The sequence below is a fragment of the Haemophilus parahaemolyticus genome (genome assembly GCF_018373095.1).
GTDB classification, from domain to species: domain Bacteria; phylum Pseudomonadota; class Gammaproteobacteria; order Enterobacterales; family Pasteurellaceae; genus Haemophilus_A; species Haemophilus_A parahaemolyticus_A.
In genome coordinates this window covers 1-16,577 of record NZ_JAHAHT010000033.1, presented here as the reverse complement: position 1 = coordinate 16,577, position 16,577 = coordinate 1, and the positions used below count along the sequence as shown (strand labels likewise).

13 protein-coding genes are annotated in these 16,577 nt (G+C 41.5%); 5 read left to right on the top strand and 8 right to left on the bottom strand.

The features are described from left to right. Positions 1–1,272, top strand: a 1,272-nt coding sequence (glmU, locus tag KH943_RS05070; RefSeq protein ID WP_304108469.1) for a bifunctional UDP-N-acetylglucosamine diphosphorylase/glucosamine-1-phosphate N-acetyltransferase GlmU, incomplete at its 5' end; no start/stop codon positions are given. A gap of 58 nt (positions 1,273–1,330) precedes the next feature. On the opposite strand, the gene trmJ is transcribed toward glmU, so the two are convergent. Next, positions 1,331–2,086, bottom strand: a complete 756-nt coding sequence (trmJ, locus tag KH943_RS05065) for a tRNA (cytosine(32)/uridine(32)-2'-O)-methyltransferase TrmJ (RefSeq protein ID WP_304108466.1) — start codon at positions 2,084–2,086, stop codon at positions 1,331–1,333. 213 nt (positions 2,087–2,299) lie between these two features. On the opposite strand from trmJ, the gene pntA reads away from it, so the two are divergent. Together pntA and pntB are read left to right on the top strand one after the other, a co-directional pair. Beyond that, the gene (pntA, locus tag KH943_RS05060) at positions 2,300–3,838 is read left to right on the top strand and encodes a Re/Si-specific NAD(P)(+) transhydrogenase subunit alpha (protein ID WP_304108464.1); all 1,539 of its coding nucleotides are present in this window, start codon (positions 2,300–2,302) and stop codon (positions 3,836–3,838) included. Positions 3,839–3,849: 11 nt separating this feature from the next. Continuing rightward, positions 3,850–5,298, top strand: coding sequence for a Re/Si-specific NAD(P)(+) transhydrogenase subunit beta (gene pntB, locus KH943_RS05055; RefSeq protein WP_304108461.1), 1,449 nt, complete (start codon positions 3,850–3,852; stop codon positions 5,296–5,298). A 198-nt stretch (positions 5,299–5,496) separates the two neighbouring features. On the opposite strand, the gene KH943_RS05050 is transcribed toward pntB, so the two are convergent. Further along, entirely contained in the window at positions 5,497–7,161 is a 1,665-nt protein-coding gene (locus tag KH943_RS05050; RefSeq protein WP_304108458.1) for a ribonucleoside-diphosphate reductase subunit alpha, read from the bottom strand. Then, positions 7,148–8,128, bottom strand: coding sequence for a ribonucleotide-diphosphate reductase subunit beta (locus KH943_RS05045; protein ID WP_304108455.1), 981 nt, complete (start codon positions 8,126–8,128; stop codon positions 7,148–7,150). Before KH943_RS05045 ends, KH943_RS05050 begins: the two co-directional genes overlap by 14 nt. A 387-nt stretch (positions 8,129–8,515) precedes the next feature. Here KH943_RS05045 and dusA point away from each other — a divergent pair, with 387 nt between their 5' ends. Continuing rightward, positions 8,516–9,487 carry a tRNA dihydrouridine(20/20a) synthase DusA gene (gene dusA / locus KH943_RS05040; RefSeq protein ID WP_304108452.1) on the top strand — a complete coding sequence of 324 codons (972 nt, stop codon included), beginning with the start codon at positions 8,516–8,518 and terminating at the stop codon, positions 9,485–9,487. A 110-nt stretch (positions 9,488–9,597) separates the two neighbouring features. Here dusA and KH943_RS05035 read toward each other — a convergent pair whose 3' ends face one another. Next, positions 9,598–11,253 carry a putative transporter gene (locus KH943_RS05035; RefSeq protein WP_304108449.1) on the bottom strand — a complete coding sequence of 552 codons (1,656 nt, stop codon included), beginning with the start codon at positions 11,251–11,253 and terminating at the stop codon, positions 9,598–9,600. A 201-nt stretch (positions 11,254–11,454) separates the two neighbouring features. On the opposite strand from KH943_RS05035, the gene deoC reads away from it, so the two are divergent. Continuing rightward, entirely contained in the window at positions 11,455–12,120 is a 666-nt protein-coding gene (gene deoC, locus KH943_RS05030; protein WP_304108446.1) for a deoxyribose-phosphate aldolase, read from the top strand. Between the two features lie 56 nt (positions 12,121–12,176). Here the strand turns inward: deoC and KH943_RS05025 are convergent, their stop codons facing one another. From KH943_RS05025 to KH943_RS05010, 4 genes are all read right to left on the bottom strand, one after another. After that, positions 12,177–13,145, bottom strand: coding sequence for a galactose-1-epimerase (locus KH943_RS05025; protein ID WP_304108443.1), 969 nt, complete (start codon positions 13,143–13,145; stop codon positions 12,177–12,179). Positions 13,146–13,393: 248 nt separating this feature from the next. After that, positions 13,394–14,551, bottom strand: coding sequence for a galactokinase (gene galK / locus KH943_RS05020; RefSeq protein ID WP_304108440.1), 1,158 nt, complete (start codon positions 14,549–14,551; stop codon positions 13,394–13,396). A gap of 11 nt (positions 14,552–14,562) precedes the next feature. Further along, positions 14,563–15,615 (bottom strand): galactose-1-phosphate uridylyltransferase, encoded by a 1,053-nt coding sequence (gene galT, locus KH943_RS05015; protein WP_304108437.1) that lies wholly within the window; start codon positions 15,613–15,615, stop codon positions 14,563–14,565. A gap of 166 nt (positions 15,616–15,781) precedes the next feature. Continuing rightward, positions 15,782–16,577: alpha-galactosidase (locus KH943_RS05010; RefSeq protein WP_304108434.1), on the bottom strand; the 796-nt coding region annotated here is incomplete at its 5' end.

Below are 16,577 nucleotides of genomic sequence, written 5' to 3'. Positions count from 1 at the left end.
CCGATGGTAAAACACGTGATTGATACGGTAAAACAACTTGATGCACGTCAAATCAACTTAATCTACGGTCACGGTGCAGATTTATTAAAAGATCGTTTAGCTGCTGAGCCTGTGAATTGGGTTTTCCAAGCAGAACAGCTTGGCACAGGACACGCAATGCAACAAGCCGCCCCTTTCTTTGCTGATGATGAAAATGTGTTAATGCTTTATGGCGATGGTCCGTTAATCCAAAAAGAAACTTTAGAACGCTTAATTGCAGCAAAACCTGAAAATGGGATCGCACTTTTAACAGTGGTGTTAGATAATCCAACGGGTTACGGGCGTATTATTCGTGAAAATGGTTCTGTGGTGGCGATTGTTGAGCAAAAAGATGCGAATGCAGAACAGCTCAAAATCCAAGAAATCAACACTGGCGTAATGGTTGCAAGTGGTGCAAGCTTCAAAAAATGGCTTGGCAACTTAAATAATAACAATGCACAAGGTGAGTATTACATTACCGATGTTATTGCCATGGCGAATGCAGAAGGCAATCAAGTGCAAGCAGTGCAAGCAACGGAATTTTTAGAAGTTGAGGGTATAAATAACCGTCTGCAACAAGCTGCTCTTGAACGTTTCTATCAGAAAAAACAAGCTGAAAAATTGATGCTTGCAGGTGTGACTTTACTTGATCCAAATCGTTTCGATATTCGCGGAACGATTGAACACGGTAAAGATGTGACCATTGATGTGAACGTGATTTTAGAAGGCTCTGTGAAACTAGGTAACAATGTGAAAATCGGTGCAGGTTGTGTACTTAAAAATGTGGTAATTGGCGATAATGTGGAAATCAAACCTTATTCTGTGTTAGAAGATTCTGTGGTAGGTGCGAAATCGGCGATTGGTCCATTTTCGCGCTTACGCCCAGGTGCTGAACTTGCTGAAGAAACACATGTAGGCAATTTCGTAGAAATTAAAAAAGCGATCGTTGGTAAAGGCTCAAAAGTGAACCACTTAACCTATATTGGCGATGCAGAAATTGGCAGCAACGTAAATGTAGGTGCGGGCGTGATTACTTGCAACTACGATGGTGCAAACAAATTCAAAACCATTATTGGCGATGATGTGTTCGTCGGTTCAGACAGCCAACTTGTTGCGCCTGTAGAAATTGCCAAAGGTGCAACCATTGGTGCCGGTGCAACCATCACCAAAAACGTGGGCGAAGGCGAATTAGTCATTACACGCGTGGCACAAAAACATATTCAAGACTGGAAACGTCCGACCAAACAGAAATAGTGCCTTAATACCTCCCGTTGTTGGCTTGTTTATTTTAGCTTGCAAACAACGGGATTTTTTAACTTTTTTTCAGACTATTTTCAACCGAGGTTAACATTCCTCTTAACAAATTCAATTCATTTGTTTCTAATTCAGCACGTTGATAAAGGCGGCGAAGTTTGAGCATCACTGCATCATTACGGATAAAACCAAGTGCTTTATAAAGCCTTTCCGTGTGTTGGTAAAAATGTTCCAATGCTTCGGCATTTGGGTAATCTTTTTCGGCTTCTGCAAGCGGTCGATGTTTTGCAAAGTTTTGCGTATTTTCGACCGCTTGTTGATTGCTAAGATAAGCCATTCTCACCTCATAAGCCGCTAATTGCACTGCCATGGCTAAATTGAGTGAGCCATATTCAGGATTGGTAGGAAAGTTTAAGTGATAATGACATTTGAGCAATTCTTCGTTAGTTAGCCCAACACGTTCGCGCCCGAAAACAAGGGCGACTTTGCCTTGTTCAGCACGTTTTACGACTAATTCGCCACAAATACGCGGCTCGATCAGACTGCTTTGTAAGTGTCGCAAACGGGCACTGGTGCCAATAACTAATTGGCAATCTGCAACCGCTTCATCAAAGCTAGCAAAGGTTTGTGCATTTTCAAGCAGATCTTTTGCTCCTGCTGAAAGGGCAAAGGCATCTTCATCAAGCGGGCGTTTTGGCTCAACCAATCGCAAATGGCTAAGCCCCATGGTTTTCATTGCACGAGCTACAGAGCCAATATTAGCGGGCAGAGAAGTTTCGACAAGGACAATTTGAATGTGGTCTAAAATATTCATTTTGATTTTATTTAAAGCATTTTTTATAGCAGCTTATTCTATCAAATTTCAGTTTCATTATGAAATTACAGATTTCGTCAAATAATTAAATTGATAGGCATAATTTTTTTACAAATTTGACAAATTTAGTGGTAGAGTTATGGCATTTTTTTAAAACCATAGGGGCTACTTTAGTAGCTGAAATTATAACCCCAATCCAATACAGGAGTCTTTATGCTTATTGGTGTACCAAGAGAACTGTTAGATGGCGAAACGCGTGTTGCTGCAACACCGAAAACCGTTGAGCAGATTAAAAAACTGGGCTTTGAGGTGATCGTTGAACACGATGCTGGCTTTAAAGCAAGTTTTGAAGATGATGCCTTTGCGAAAGCAGGTGCGTCTGTTGGCACAACACAAGAAATTTGGAATGCAGACATTATTTTTAAAGTGAATGCACCTACTGAACAGGAAATTGCCCTTATTAAAGAAGGTGCAACCCTTGTGAGCTTTATTTGGCCAGCACAAAATCCACAATTGATGGAAAAATTAAGTGCGAAGAAAATCAATGTGTTAGCAATGGATGCAGTGCCACGTATCTCTCGTGCACAAGCATTAGATGCCCTTTCTTCTATGGCAAATATTTCAGGTTACCGTGCGGTAATTGAAGCGGCAAATGCGTTTGGTAGCTTCTTTACGGGTCAAATTACGGCAGCGGGTAAAGTTCCGCCTGCGAAAGTGCTTGTGATTGGTGCTGGTGTAGCTGGTTTAGCGGCAATCGGTGCGGCGAATAGCTTAGGGGCGATTGTGCGTGCGTTTGACTCACGCCCTGAAGTAAAAGAGCAAGTAAAATCAATGGGTGCAGACTTCTTAGAAATTGATTTTGAAGAAGAAGGTGGCTCAGGCGATGGTTATGCGAAAGTGATGTCAGAAGAGTTCAATCGTCGTGCGATGGAACTTTACGCAGAACAAGCGAAAGAAGTGGATATTATTATCACGACAGCGGCAATTCCAGGTAAAGCAGCACCACGCTTAATCACGAAAGAGATGGTAGATTCAATGAAACCAGGCTCTGTGATTGTGGACTTAGCCGCAGCAACAGGCGGTAACTGTGACTACACCAAAGCAGGTGAAGTGGTGGTAACAGACAATCAAGTGAAAGTGATTGGCTACACCGACTTCCCAGCACGCTTACCAACCCAATCATCACAACTTTACGGTACTAACTTAGTGAATTTATTAAAACTATTAGCACCGAACAAAGATGGACAAATCGACATCAACTTTGAAGATGTGGTATTACGTGGTGTAACCGTTGTGCGTGATGGCGAAGTAACCTGGCCTGCTCCACCGATTCAAGTTTCTGCACAACCGCAACAAAAAGCGGCAGCTACCCCAGTTGAGAAAAAAGAAGAGAAACCAACCGATCCACGCGTGAAATATGGCGTGATGGCAGGTGTTGGTGCGTTATTCCTTTGGTTAGCTTCTGTTGCACCAGCGGCATTCTTATCTCACTTTACCGTATTCGTTCTGGCGTGTGTGGTGGGTTACTATGTCGTTTGGAACGTTAGCCACGCATTACATACCCCATTAATGGCGGTAACCAATGCGGTTTCAGGGATTATTATCGTGGGGGCGGTGTTACAAATTCGCCAACCAACGGGTAATTTCTTCATTGATATTCTTGCCTTTATCGCGATTTTAGTCGCAAGCATCAATATCTTTGGTGGTTTTAAAGTGACGCAACGTATGCTTGCAATGTTTAGAAAAGGTTAAGGAGAAGCAAGATGTCATTTGGATTTGTTACGGCAGCGTACATTATTGCTGCTATCCTCTTTATTATGAGCCTAGCGGGGCTTTCTAAACACGAAACCGCAAAAGCAGGTTGTTGGTATGGTATCGTGGGTATGGCAATTGCATTAGTTGCAACCATCTTTGGCCCACAATCACAAGGCACACTTTGGATCTTAATTGCAATGGTAATTGGTGGTTTCATCGGTGTAAAAAAAGCCCTTAAAGTAGAAATGACTGAAATGCCAGAGCTTGTGGCAATTCTTCACAGCTTTGTAGGTTTAGCCGCGGTATTAGTGGGCTTCAATAGCTGGGGCTTACACATAGAAGCCGTTGCACCGACTAACTTAGATGAAGTAGCACTTGCCGCATTCCACGCAGAACAAGCAACCCTTGCGAACATTCACAATGTGGAAGTGTTCTTAGGGATCTTCATCGGTGCGGTAACTTTCTCTGGCTCATTAGTTGCGTTTGGTAAATTAAGCGGTAAATTATTTGGTCGTAAAGTAAACTCTGCAGCATTAAACCTTCCGCACAAACATAAATTAAACCTTGCGGCATTAGTGATTTCAGCATTCTTAATGGTGTCATTCTTAAACAGCCCAGATAATATCTTCCCTGTGTTAATTATGACAGCAATCGCACTTGCATTCGGCTGGCACTTAGTTTCATCAATCGGTGGGGCGGATATGCCAGTAGTAGTGTCAATGCTTAACTCATACTCTGGTTGGGCTGCGGCTGCAGCAGGCTTTATGCTAAGCAATGACTTGTTAATCGTAACAGGTGCGTTAGTAGGTTCTTCAGGTGCAATCCTTTCTTACATTATGTGTAAAGCAATGAACCGCTCATTCATCAGTGTAATCGCAGGTGGTTTCGGTACAGAAGTAAAAGTAAGCTCTGGTGAAGAAGAGCAAGGCGAATACCGCGAAACTTCAGCAGAAGAAGTGGCAGAAATGCTTAAAAATGCAAGTTCTGTGATCATCACACCTGGATACGGTATGGCGGTTGCACAAGCACAATACCCTGTAGCTGAAATCACAGCGAAATTACGCGAAAAAGGTGTGAACGTTCGCTTTGGTATTCACCCTGTTGCGGGTCGTTTACCTGGTCATATGAACGTATTATTAGCGGAAGCGAAAGTACCTTACGATGTGGTATTAGAAATGGACGAAATCAACGACGATTTTGAAGAAACTGATGTTGTATTAGTTATCGGTGCAAACGACACCGTAAACCCAGCAGCATTAGACGATCCATCAAGCCCAATCGCAGGTATGCCAGTATTAGAAGTTTGGAAAGCCCAAAATGTGGTAGTATTCAAACGTTCAATGGCAGTCGGTTACGCTGGTGTTCAAAACCCACTCTTCTTCAAAGAAAATACCCAAATGTTGTTTGGTGATGCAAAAGAACGTGTGGACGATATTTTAAGAGCGTTGAATGCATAATTAGGATATAAGAAGGCTGATTTTGAATGTTCAAAATCAGCCTTTTATCTTATCTATGATGCTAGAGGCTGTTGATAATTTAAAGAGTAAATTGTAGGGCGTGTACAACACACCCTACATTGGATTTAAGCATTTATATGATTCTGTTTCTGATGAAATAAAAATGTAAAATGAATTATCAACGCTCCCTAGAATTTATTAACCCTCGCAACTTGAGCAGCTTAATAAGTTGCGGTTAAATACCTGTGCTGCACTCATTGAGTATTGGTAGTAAATCGATTTTAAACCTAACTCTTCTGCGGTTAAGTATAATTGGTTCAAATATTTTGCAGGGGTGGCAGGGTGAACCATAATATTAATACTTTGACCTTGGTCGATATATTTTTGGCGTTGTGCTGCTTGCTGAATTACGCTTAATTGACTGATTTCGGAGAAGGTTTTGAATATTTCTTTCTCTTCATCAGTTAATTGTGTCAAATGTTGCACAGAACCATCGTTATGTAAGATAGATTCCCAAATTTCTTCGTTATCTAAACCTTTTTCTTTAAGTAATTTCTCTAAGAATGGATTTTTGTAAACGGTTTTGATTTTAGCCAAATCTTTTACATAGTAGTTCGATTTAAATGGTTCAACCGATGGCGATACGCTGCCTAAAATAAAGCTACTTGATTTAGTTGGTGCAATTGACATCAATGTGGTATTACGGCGTCCGTAGCCTTTTAAGATTTCAGGCTCGCCAAAGCGTTTTGCTAAATCTTGTGATGCTTGTAAAGTTTTTTCTTGCAATGTACGGAAAATCTCATTATTTTTTTGCATCGCTTGAAAACTATCAAACGCAATGTTATTCGCTTGTAAGTAACTATGCCAGCCTAAAACGCCTAAACCTAATGCACGGTGGCGACGAGCAAATTTATTTGCACGGTGTAAGAATGGAATTTCATTACTTTTCTCAATAAATTCACTCATTACCACATCTAAGAAGTAGGTTAATACTTCTGGTGCATCAGTATCTTTCCACTCATCAAAATAGAGCAGGTTCATTGAAGATAAGCAGCATACAAAGCTCTCATCAGAGCTTGATGGCAACATAATCTCCGTACACAAGTTTGAAGCGTGTACGGTCATATTTTTATCTTTATAAACGTCTGGACGACCTGCATTCGCATTGTCTTTAAAGAATAAATATGGAATACCTGTTTCGGTTTTACGTTGCAGTAATTTTGCCCAAAGTTGGCGTTTATACGGATCGCCCGCTTTCATTGATTCTAACCAATCGTGCCCTACACAAACGCCGTAGTACATCAACTGGATCGGGTTACCTTCAGTGTGAATATCTAGCCACTCATCAATATCGCCGTGTTCGATATCAATATAGCCCGCAAATTGACCTTTACGAGATGTACCTTGTGAAATTACATCAATCACAGTATCAAATAACTTACTGAAGTTGAATGAACCATCAGATTTACCATTATTTTTGATGGCTGAGCCACGTGGGCGAATATCACCAAAGTAACCTGATGTACCGCCACCGATTTTACTCATCATCCCTACTTCTGCAGTGGTTTCCATAATTTCTTGGATAGAGTCACCGATGTAGCTACCAAAACACGAAATTGGCAAACCGCGCTCTAAACCAAAGTTAGACCAAATTGGCGATGAGAGCGAGAAGTAACCGCGAGCCATATAGTGATAGAATTTATCCGCATAACCTTCAATGCCAAGTTTACGTTCAGCATGTTCAGCGATATAACGAATACGATCTAAAGCGGTTGTGCCTTCAAGTAAGTAACCACGTTGCAAGAATAAACGGCTATCTTCATTTAGCCATACAAAATCAGGGCGAGAATTAGAATAAATCATCTGCGGTAATCTGTTTCATTTTTTTACTATAATCGGTACTACGTTTGTTAAAGAAATCCGTTTCTTTAGTTGAAAGAATTTCAATATCAAACCATTCAGTTTCTTTTAACAATTCAGGATTGATGTTGTGTGGTGGTTCTAAACCTAATATCATCAATGAATTGTTACAACGGCTTTTAATGTAATTGAGCACAGTTTCTTTGCTAATAAAGCTCAAATCACCATCTTCAAAAATCCAATCTAAAATGCCTTTTTCTGCATCAAATGCTTGATCTGCTAAGGTTTTTAATTCAACGAAGAATTCATCGGTAAATAATTCACTGTGTTCATCACGTAAAATTTCGTATAACGCAATTCCGAATTTACCGTGAATTTCTTCTTCTTTAGACGTTGCTTCAACTGCATTTGAAATCCCTTTGAAAAGATTTTTATGCTTATTGAATGACATCATAATCAAGAACTGACCAAACAGTGAAATATGTTCAACGAACAGTGAGAAAAGCACTAATGAAAGCACAAACTCACCTTTGCCCGCATCTTTATCTTTCATAAAGGCTTCCATATAACGGATGCGGTTCATCAGGGGTTCAATCTCTTGAATTTGGCTAAACATCTCATTTAAACCAAGTTTTTCAAGTAAGAACGAATAAGCATCTTTATGACGAACTTCTGATTCAGCAAAAGTGCCTCCTACATCGTCCATCTCAGGTTTTGGGAAATAATGATAAAGCTCACCCCAGAAACGCTTGACATTTACCTCTACTTGAGAAATTGCCAGCATTGCACGTGTTAAAACGTGGCGTTCGTGATCATTAATGGTTGTGCGATAGTCCTGAATATCAGCCGTAAAATTGAACTCAGTATGTAACCAATATGAGTGACGAATTGCATCTTTAAACTCAAGCAGTTCAGGGTATTCGTATGGCTTGATATTCAAGCGTTTTTCAAAAAGATTACGTTTTTTCATATTTTGCTCTAGCTTTTCCATAATAAAATTGAAGAGGATAGGTAGGAATTTGAGGACAGATTTTAGGGAACTTTTAATATAAGAACAAGTCTTGACAAATCTGTTTTAAGGTCATTTCTGAATAGATTATTGATTTATAAAGGGAAAATTTTCGAATACTTTTTGATTCTATATGTTGTGTTAAATTTTTATTAAAATACAATATGTTGTGGTATTTGTGCTTGTTGATATCTTGTTCAGTTCCTTAGTCTTTTACAGAAAATTAAAGAAAAACCCTTTGATTTGTAGTATCATCTCGTCATTTTTTCATTCTTGTCATAAGCGGTTAGATTTCCTGAATCTTTTGCAAAATGTTCAGAAAATTTAACCGCTTTCAACTTACAAACTATGCAAAAAACTTTTTATTCAGGGCGATTTTCCGTTGCTCCCATGCTAGATTGGACTACGCGTCATTGCCGTTATTTTCATCGCCAATTTAGCCAACACGCTTTGCTTTATACCGAAATGATCACCGCTCCAGCAATCATTCACGCCAAATATGATCTGTTGGAGTACAATCCTGCTGAAAACCCGGTAGCATTGCAATTAGGCGGAAGCGATCCAAAACAGCTGGCACATTGTGCAAAATTAGTAGAAGAACGTGGTTATGCAGAAGTGAATTTAAACGTAGGTTGCCCGTCTGATCGCGTACAAAATGGCATGTTTGGTGCTTGTTTGATGGGTAAAGCCGATTTAGTCGCAGACTGCATTAAAGCAATGCAAGATGCAGTCCAAATCCCTGTGACTGTTAAACATCGTATCGGGATTGACGATTTAGACAGCTACGAATTTCTCTGCAATTTTATCGAAAAAGTGCAACCTTATTCGAATAATTTTATCGTGCACGCTCGTAAAGCATGGCTTTCTGGCTTAAGCCCGAAAGAAAACCGAGAAATTCCACCGCTAGATTATGAACGCGTTTATCAGCTCAAGCGTGATTTTTCACATCTCAACATCTCCATCAATGGCGGTATTAAGACTATTGAAGAAATTAAACATCATCTTCAATTCGTTGATGGTGTGATGGTGGGACGCGAGGCTTATCAAAATCCTTCATTATTGGGAGAAATTGACTCGCAAATTTTTGGCGAAAATCGACCGCTTGTTACTGCCCGAGAAGCAGTGGAAAAGATGTTGCCTTATATCGAAAAGGAATTAGCGAAAGGGGTTTACCTTAATCATATCGTTCGTCATATGCTTGGAGCATTCCAAAATTGCAAAGGTGCAAGACAGTGGCGTCGCCATTTAAGTGAAAATGCGTGTAAGGCTGGTGCGAATATGTCTGTAGTGGAAGAGGCGTTGAGATTTGTGGTCAGGTAAAGTAAAAAGATAGGTACTTGCTTCCCCCTCTCCCTAATTTTCTCAGAGACATTGCTTTGCTCAAGTTCTTCAAGGGATGAGGGTGACCAGTTGCAGAGAGAGGAGGCTAATCACGCTACAAATAACAATATTGCCATCAATTGCGGGGAGATGATCCGTAAGAACATCACAAGCGGATAAACGGTGGCATAAGAAAGGGATTGAGCACCGCTCTCTTCTTTCATTTCATTGGCGAAAGCAAGTGCTGGCGGGTCGGTCATTGAACCTGCAAGCAAACCGCAAAGGCTGAGATAGTTCATTTTTGCATACCAACGGGCAATCACACCGACAATCAATAATGGGATAAGGGTAATGAAAATGCCGTAACCCATCCACTCTAAGCCTGAGCCGTTAGTAAGCGTGTCTACAAAGCTTCCGCCTGATTTTAAGCCAACAACAGAGAGAAAAAGCACGATGCCGATTTCTCGCAAAGCAAGGTTAGCACTTGGCGGCATAAACCAGTAGAGTTTGCCGATGCTGCCAATACGGGCTAAGATGAGAGCAACCACAAGCGGGCCACCTGCAAGCCCTAATTTCAACGCAACAGGGAAACCAGGAATGCTTAACGGCAATGAGCCGAGCAACACGCCTAAACCAATCCCGATAAATACAGGCAACATTTGTACTTGCAGCAATTTTTGTTGTGCGTTACCGATAACTGAAATGGCGTTATTTAACACATCGGCACACCCCACCATATGTAATACATCCCCAAATTGAAGTGTTGTATTTCCAGTTGGTACGAGCTCAACTCCCGCACGATTTAAGCGAGAAATTACCACGCCATATTTTTGGTTAATGCCAAGGCTGCGGATTTTTTTACCGAGCACTTTTTCGTTGGTCACCACCACGCGTTCAGCACGAATTTCTCCGCTTGAGGTTGCGACTGGCACATCCACTTCATCGCCAATAATTAGTCGCATTTTTTTTAGCGAGCCAGTTTCCCCGACTAAATGCAACACATCGCCTAAACGTACTTCGCTATCTGCTTTCGGCACAAAGGTTTCTTCGCCCCGTTTAAGGTGTGAACAAACGACATCTTTTTCATTAAACCCAGGGATTTCGGTTAAATTGATGCCGTCTAAATTGCGGTTGGAGACTTGCACAACAAGGGTGTCGAGTGTCTCTTTATCTTGCCCACTCTCTTTGATGAAATTGTGTGCTTCTTCATCAATTTTTACGCGGAAGAAGAGACGAAGTAGCCACATACAGAGTAAAATACCGCAGATCCCGAAAGGATACGCCATTGCATAGGAGATCCCCATTGTGCTGGTTACACCTGTCATTCCAAGCTCGGTTAAAACCTGTTGCCCTGCACCTAGTGCTGGTGTGTTAGTTACCGCACCTGAGTAAATTCCAATAGCTACATCAAGCGGAATACCAGTGAGTTTGTAGATGATAATGGTCGCAAGCGAGCCAAGCACGACAATTAAAATCGCAAAGCCGTTTAGTTTCAGCCCCAATTTACGCAAAGAGGAGAAAAAACCTGGGCCTACTTGGATGCCGATGGTATAAACAAACAAAATTAAGCCAAACTCCTGCACAAAATGTAGCGTGTGACTGTCAAGCTGAATACCGTATTGCGTGGTGAAGTGGGCGACGATAATCCCGCCAAATAATACGCCACCAATACCAAGCCCTACACCTTTGATCTTCCAATGACCTACCCAAAGTCCAATTACAGCAACAAGGGCAAGCAGACTAATGGTTATCGCTGTTTCACTCATATAAACCTCGAAATTAATTAACCCTTTCGGATTATAGCAAGATGATGTTTTGAAAACAGAGTGAAACTTCAAAAATGATAGCTGTGTCACATTTTTTCTTCATCAAGAAAAAGTAAGTGGTTAAGATTGTAAAATCTTTTGCAAATTTAACCGCTTGGCGTATATTGTGAGGCAATGTTGTTTTCATTTAAAGGAGATTTTATGAACGCCTCTCAACTTGCCAAATATATCGACCATACAGCACTCACAGCTGAAAAAACAGAACAAGATATTTTAAAACTCTGTGAAGAAGCCCTTGAATATGGCTTCTATTCTGTCTGCATTAATCCTTGTCATATTCCACTTGCTAAGTCAAAACTGGCGGGTTCATCGGTGAAAATCTGCACCGTTATTGGCTTCCCTCTCGGGGCAAGTGCAACCACTGTTAAAGCCTTTGAAACCGAGCAAGCGATTCAAGCGGGTGCAGGTGAAATTGATATGGTGATTAACGTCGGTTGGATCAAATCGAATCAGTGGGAAAAAGTGCAAGCTGATATTCAAGCCGTGTTTAATGCCTGCCAAGGTACACCGCTTAAAGTAATTTTGGAAACTTGCTTACTCACCACAGAAGAAATCGTCAAAGCGTGCGAAATCTGCAAAGCAATTGGTGTTGCTTTCGTGAAAACCTCAACAGGATTTAACAAAGGCGGTGCAACCGTGGAAGATGTGTCGTTAATGAAACAGGTGGTTGGTGAAATCGGTGTAAAAGCATCAGGTGGCGTTCGTGATACACAAACTGCATTAGCAATGATAAAAGCGGGTGCAACGAGAATTGGTGCAAGTGCAGGGATTGCGATTGTGAAAGGTGTTTTGGTTGAGGGATATTAATTGGACGGGGATAAACCCCGTCATTTTTTTATTTATGAAAAAATTAAGCAGGAAATTTAATAAACAAACCGATAATAAACACTATGGTGGTAAGGCTCGTTTGCTTGAGAAATCCCACCAAATGCTGCAAGTTCTGGGTGGTTTGGGCTGTCTGGGAAGAACTCGGGTTCTAACGCTACGCCTGCATAATCCTCACAAGCACCACTCTCGCCACGAGGTTGCCCAGCAAGCCAATTGCCTGTGTAAAGTTGCACCGCTGGCATTGAAGTTTCAAGGTGTAATTGCAAGTCTTCCACGCTTAAACAAGCGGTGAAATTTTGGTTTTCTTTTGCAATTAAAAAGGCATGATCGTAGCCGCGTACCACACGTTGGTCTGTATCAGCAAGCAAATCTTCCTCAATCGCTTTAGGTTGGCGGAAGTCAAAACTGGTGCTGTCTACTGGTTTTAATAAGCCGTTTGGAATGCCATTCTCGCTTACGGGTAAATAGTGCGATGCGTTGAGCTGCAAGCTATGATGGTGAATGGTTGTGCTGCCATCTAAGTTGAAATAGGCATGATTGGTTAAGCAAAGTGGGGTTGCTTGGTCGCTTAGTGCATCAAAATAGACTTCAAGCTGATTATCAGTTAGGCGATAAGTTACCGTTGCTTTTACTTCCCCGCCAAAGCCCTCTTCGCCATCTGCAAAAGTGTAACCAAATTTAACCGCTTGCGAGCAGTGTTCTAACACTTGCCACTCCACAGCATTCGCTCCTTTCACGCCGCCGTGCAAGTTGTTATCCCCGTTGTTTTTCGCTAGTTGATAAACTTTATCATTCAGTTCATATTCACCATTTGCGATACGGTTCGCATAACGCCCAACGGTTGCACCAAAATAAGCAGACTGCTCTGCCCAACGTTTTGGTGTAGTGGTAATTAACACTTCTCTGTCGCCTTTGGGGTGTTTAACTATGCAAGAGAGCCAAGAAGCACCAAAGTTGGAAAGGGTAATTTTGAGATAATTGTTTTCGAGGGTAAAGGTTTTCATAGAGAACTTCTTTTTAAAGAATAAAGGCTGTATATACTAATTTCTCCGTAAATAAGTACTATCAAATCTCCCCTACCCCTCTTTGCTAAAGAGGGGGATTCTTTAGTAAAAAAAGAGCTACAGCCTCATATACATTTAGTGGTATAGAAAGATAATCTAAAAATCTCCTAAGATTTCCCCCTTCTTTGACAAAGAGGAGTAGGAGAGATTTGGCAGAAGAAAAAACGGAAAAATTATTTTATTTTAGTTTATGAAACCACTCTCACTCCATCATTCGCAGTGCAGAGGTAGAAGGTTTCTTTAATGCCTGTTTGTTTTTCGTAGTTATCTGCGATTAACTGGCGTAACGCCTCCACTTTCTCATTTGGTACAAGACAGACGATACAACCGCCGAAGCCGCCGCCCGTCATACGAGCACCACCGTTTTTGCCAATCGCTACTTGAGCGAGTTCTACCAAGTAGTCAATTTCAGGAATGGTAATTTCAAAATCATCACGCATTGAATCGTGTGATTCGCCCATCAAGTGACCCAGTTTCACCATATCATTCGCTTTTAAGGCTACAACTGCATCCAACACGCGTTGATCTTCATAAACCACGTGTTTTGCACGTTTATAAGCCAATTCGCTTTCAGCTTTTAACTCATTTTCGCGCGCGTGGAATTGCTCAGGTGTTACATCTCGAAGAGCTTTTACGCCAAAGAATTTAGCCGCTTGTTCGCATTCTTGACGACGGCTGTTGTATTCGCCTGTGACTAAATCGTGTTTTACATTGGAATTAATGATCGCAATGGAATAGCCTTGTGGCACAGGGGTTGGGGTAATCTCAAGGCTGCGGCAGTCAATCATAATTAAGTGGTCTTTTTGCCCTAATGCAGAGGTCAATTGATCCATATTACCGCAGTTTGCACCCACAAATTTGTTCTCTGCTTTTTGTCCGATAAGGGCAATTTGAGCAAGCGAAAGCGGTAAGTTGCCTAACACTTGACAGGTTTTGCCGATAGAAATCTCAAGTGCGGCAGAAGAACTTAAGCCTGATGACATCGGCACATCGCTGGTCATCACTAAATCCGCCCCTTGTTTAAATTCTGGGCATTGTTCTTGCACATATTTCACCACGCCTCTCACGTAGTTTGCCCATTTATGTTCGCTTTGGGTGAAATCTTGGCTTAAATCAAATTCATCTTGTTCGTTAATATCAATCGCATACACACGCCAAATACTATCGTTGCGTTTTGCGAAGCTGACCGCCATTCCGTAGTTGATCGCACAAGGCATAACAAAGCCATCGTTGTAGTCAGTATGCTCGCCAATAATGTTTACGCGACCAGGTGCGAAAACAGTTTGTTCTGCGTTATAGCCATAATGCTCAGTGAATTTTTTTTGAGAAAGTTGTTGTGGGGTCATTGGCTATCTCCTTATTCTTTGTCTTTATAGTGAACGCTATCGCTTACTGCATTTAAACGTTCTGCTGCTTGTTCTGGGGTTAAATCGCGTTGGCTTTCCGCCATCATTTCATAGCCCACCATAAATTTACGCACGGTTGCTGAACGTAAAAGTGGCGGATAGAAATGTGCGTGCAATTGCCAGTGTTCATTTTCTTCGCTATTAAACGGTGCGAAGTGGAAGCCCATAGAATATGGGAAGCTGATGTTAAATAAGTTATCGTAACGTGTCGTTAATTTTTTCAACGCTAAGGCTAAATCTTCACGTTCCGCTTGGTTTAAATCTTCAATCGATTTGAATTGTTTTGCTTTTGGTAATAGCAAGGTTTCAAACGGCCAAGCTGCCCAATAAGGCACAACTGCAATCCAATCTTCAGTTTCAGCGACAATACGTTCGCGTTTTTCTAATTCACGTTTCGCGTAATCAACTAGCAATGGCGAGCCATATTTTTTGAAATATTCTGCTTGGCATTCATCTTCAATCGTAATTTCATTCGGTAAAAAATTACTTGCCCAGATTTGACCGTGCGGATGCGGGTTTGAACAGCCCATCATTGAGCCTTTGTTCTCAAAAATTTGTACCCATTGGTAGCGCTGTTTAAGCTCGCGAACCTGTTGTTGCCATACTTGGATCACTTGCTCAATTTCTGGCACGTTAAGTTGAGGTAAGGTTTTGCTATGGTCTGGAGAAAAACAGATCACACGGCTTTCACCTTGCGTATGCGAAATTTGGAACAGTGGATCATCATTTTTTTCTGGTGCTGGTGTGTCTGTAAGCAAGGCAGAGAAATCATTTTTGAACACAAAAGGTTGGGTATATTGCGGATTTTGCTCACCCGTAATGCGTCTATTGCCTGGGCAGAGATAGCAGGTTGGATCGTAACTCGGTTTATTATCAGCGACCACTTCTTCTTGTTGCCCTTGCCACGGACGTTTTGCACGATGTGGCGAGACTAAAATCCATTGATTTTTTAACGGGTTGAAACGGCGATGCGGATGGTCGTTTAAAACAAATTGTTCACTCATAATCATATCCCTAGAGAATTTTTGGAGGAAGTATAGAAGATTTATAAAAAAAATATGTGACGAACTTCACAATAAGCGATTAAATTTAGAGGAAAACTTACAAAAAATGAGATTTACACTTAATTTTGCTCGGTATTCCTCTCTCTCCTCGTGGGAGAGGAGATAATTAGCTAATTTTCGTAAACTTCAACAATATCGCAGATGCAGGGTCAATAATCGGTAAGCCTAACCCCACTTTCGCCAACCATTCACTGTTGATTACCACTTTTTCACCTGCTAAGGCTTTTACCATCCATTCAGGCAATTTTTTCATTAAGTGACCAAATTTTCCTTCGGCAAAATTACGTGGTAGATCGAGTACTTCCACTTGATAATCGCCTTCTGTCAAATAAGGTAAGCGAAGCGATTCTTGGCGGAGATAGTCTAGCATTGTAAGTTGGTTGATTAAAACGACCGCTTGTGAACCATCTTGGCTCGCTATGCCATTGACTAAGGAAGCAGGATCTTTACGGTCTAAGCGGAACGATTTGCCGCTGTGTAATAAATCACGCAAGGATTTGTGCAACGCAATGTATTTAGCAAAGTTTTGGCGTTCTTCTTCACCCTCTTTTACAGGGTCAAGTTCCACGCCCATATGCCCGAATAGGGCGGTTAAACCACGGAAATTCGCATCTAATTTACGGTAAGTGGTGTGGCAGTGGTATCCACCAATGTGTGCGCCCATCACTTCTGGCGGATAGAAATAGCTGAAACCGCGTTGGATTGTTTGGCGTTCTAAAGCATCGTTGTTGTCAGAAGTCCAGAAACGTTGTGAGCGTTTTAGAATTTCGTAGTCGATGCGTCCGCCGCCTGATGAGCACGCCTCAAATTCCACATTCGGATATTTTTTACAAAGCACATCGCATAAGCGATAAAGGGCTTCAGTTTGTTTGGTTACAGCTGCTCTGCCTTCGTGCGCACCT

Excerpts from the sequence above, each read along its gene's own strand:
- galT (WP_304108437.1), bottom strand. The coding sequence starts at position 15,615 with ATGAGTGAACAATTTGTTTTAAACGACCATCCGCATCGCCGTTTCAAC.
- galK (WP_304108440.1), bottom strand. The coding sequence starts at position 14,551 with ATGACCCCACAACAACTTTCTCAAAAAAAATTCACTGAGCATTATGGC.
- KH943_RS05045 (WP_304108455.1), bottom strand. The coding sequence starts at position 8,128 with ATGAAAAAACGTAATCTTTTTGAAAAACGCTTGAATATCAAGCCATAC.
- KH943_RS05050 (WP_304108458.1), bottom strand. The coding sequence starts at position 7,161 with ATGATTTATTCTAATTCTCGCCCTGATTTTGTATGGCTAAATGAAGAT.
- trmJ (WP_304108466.1), bottom strand. The coding sequence starts at position 2,086 with ATGAATATTTTAGACCACATTCAAATTGTCCTTGTCGAAACTTCTCTG.
- KH943_RS05025 (WP_304108443.1), bottom strand. The coding sequence starts at position 13,145 with ATGAAAACCTTTACCCTCGAAAACAATTATCTCAAAATTACCCTTTCC.
- KH943_RS05035 (WP_304108449.1), bottom strand. The coding sequence starts at position 11,253 with ATGAGTGAAACAGCGATAACCATTAGTCTGCTTGCCCTTGTTGCTGTA.
- deoC (WP_304108446.1), top strand. The coding sequence starts at position 11,455 with ATGAACGCCTCTCAACTTGCCAAATATATCGACCATACAGCACTCACA.
- dusA (WP_304108452.1), top strand. The coding sequence starts at position 8,516 with ATGCAAAAAACTTTTTATTCAGGGCGATTTTCCGTTGCTCCCATGCTA.
- pntB (WP_304108461.1), top strand. The coding sequence starts at position 3,850 with ATGTCATTTGGATTTGTTACGGCAGCGTACATTATTGCTGCTATCCTC.
- pntA (WP_304108464.1), top strand. The coding sequence starts at position 2,300 with ATGCTTATTGGTGTACCAAGAGAACTGTTAGATGGCGAAACGCGTGTT.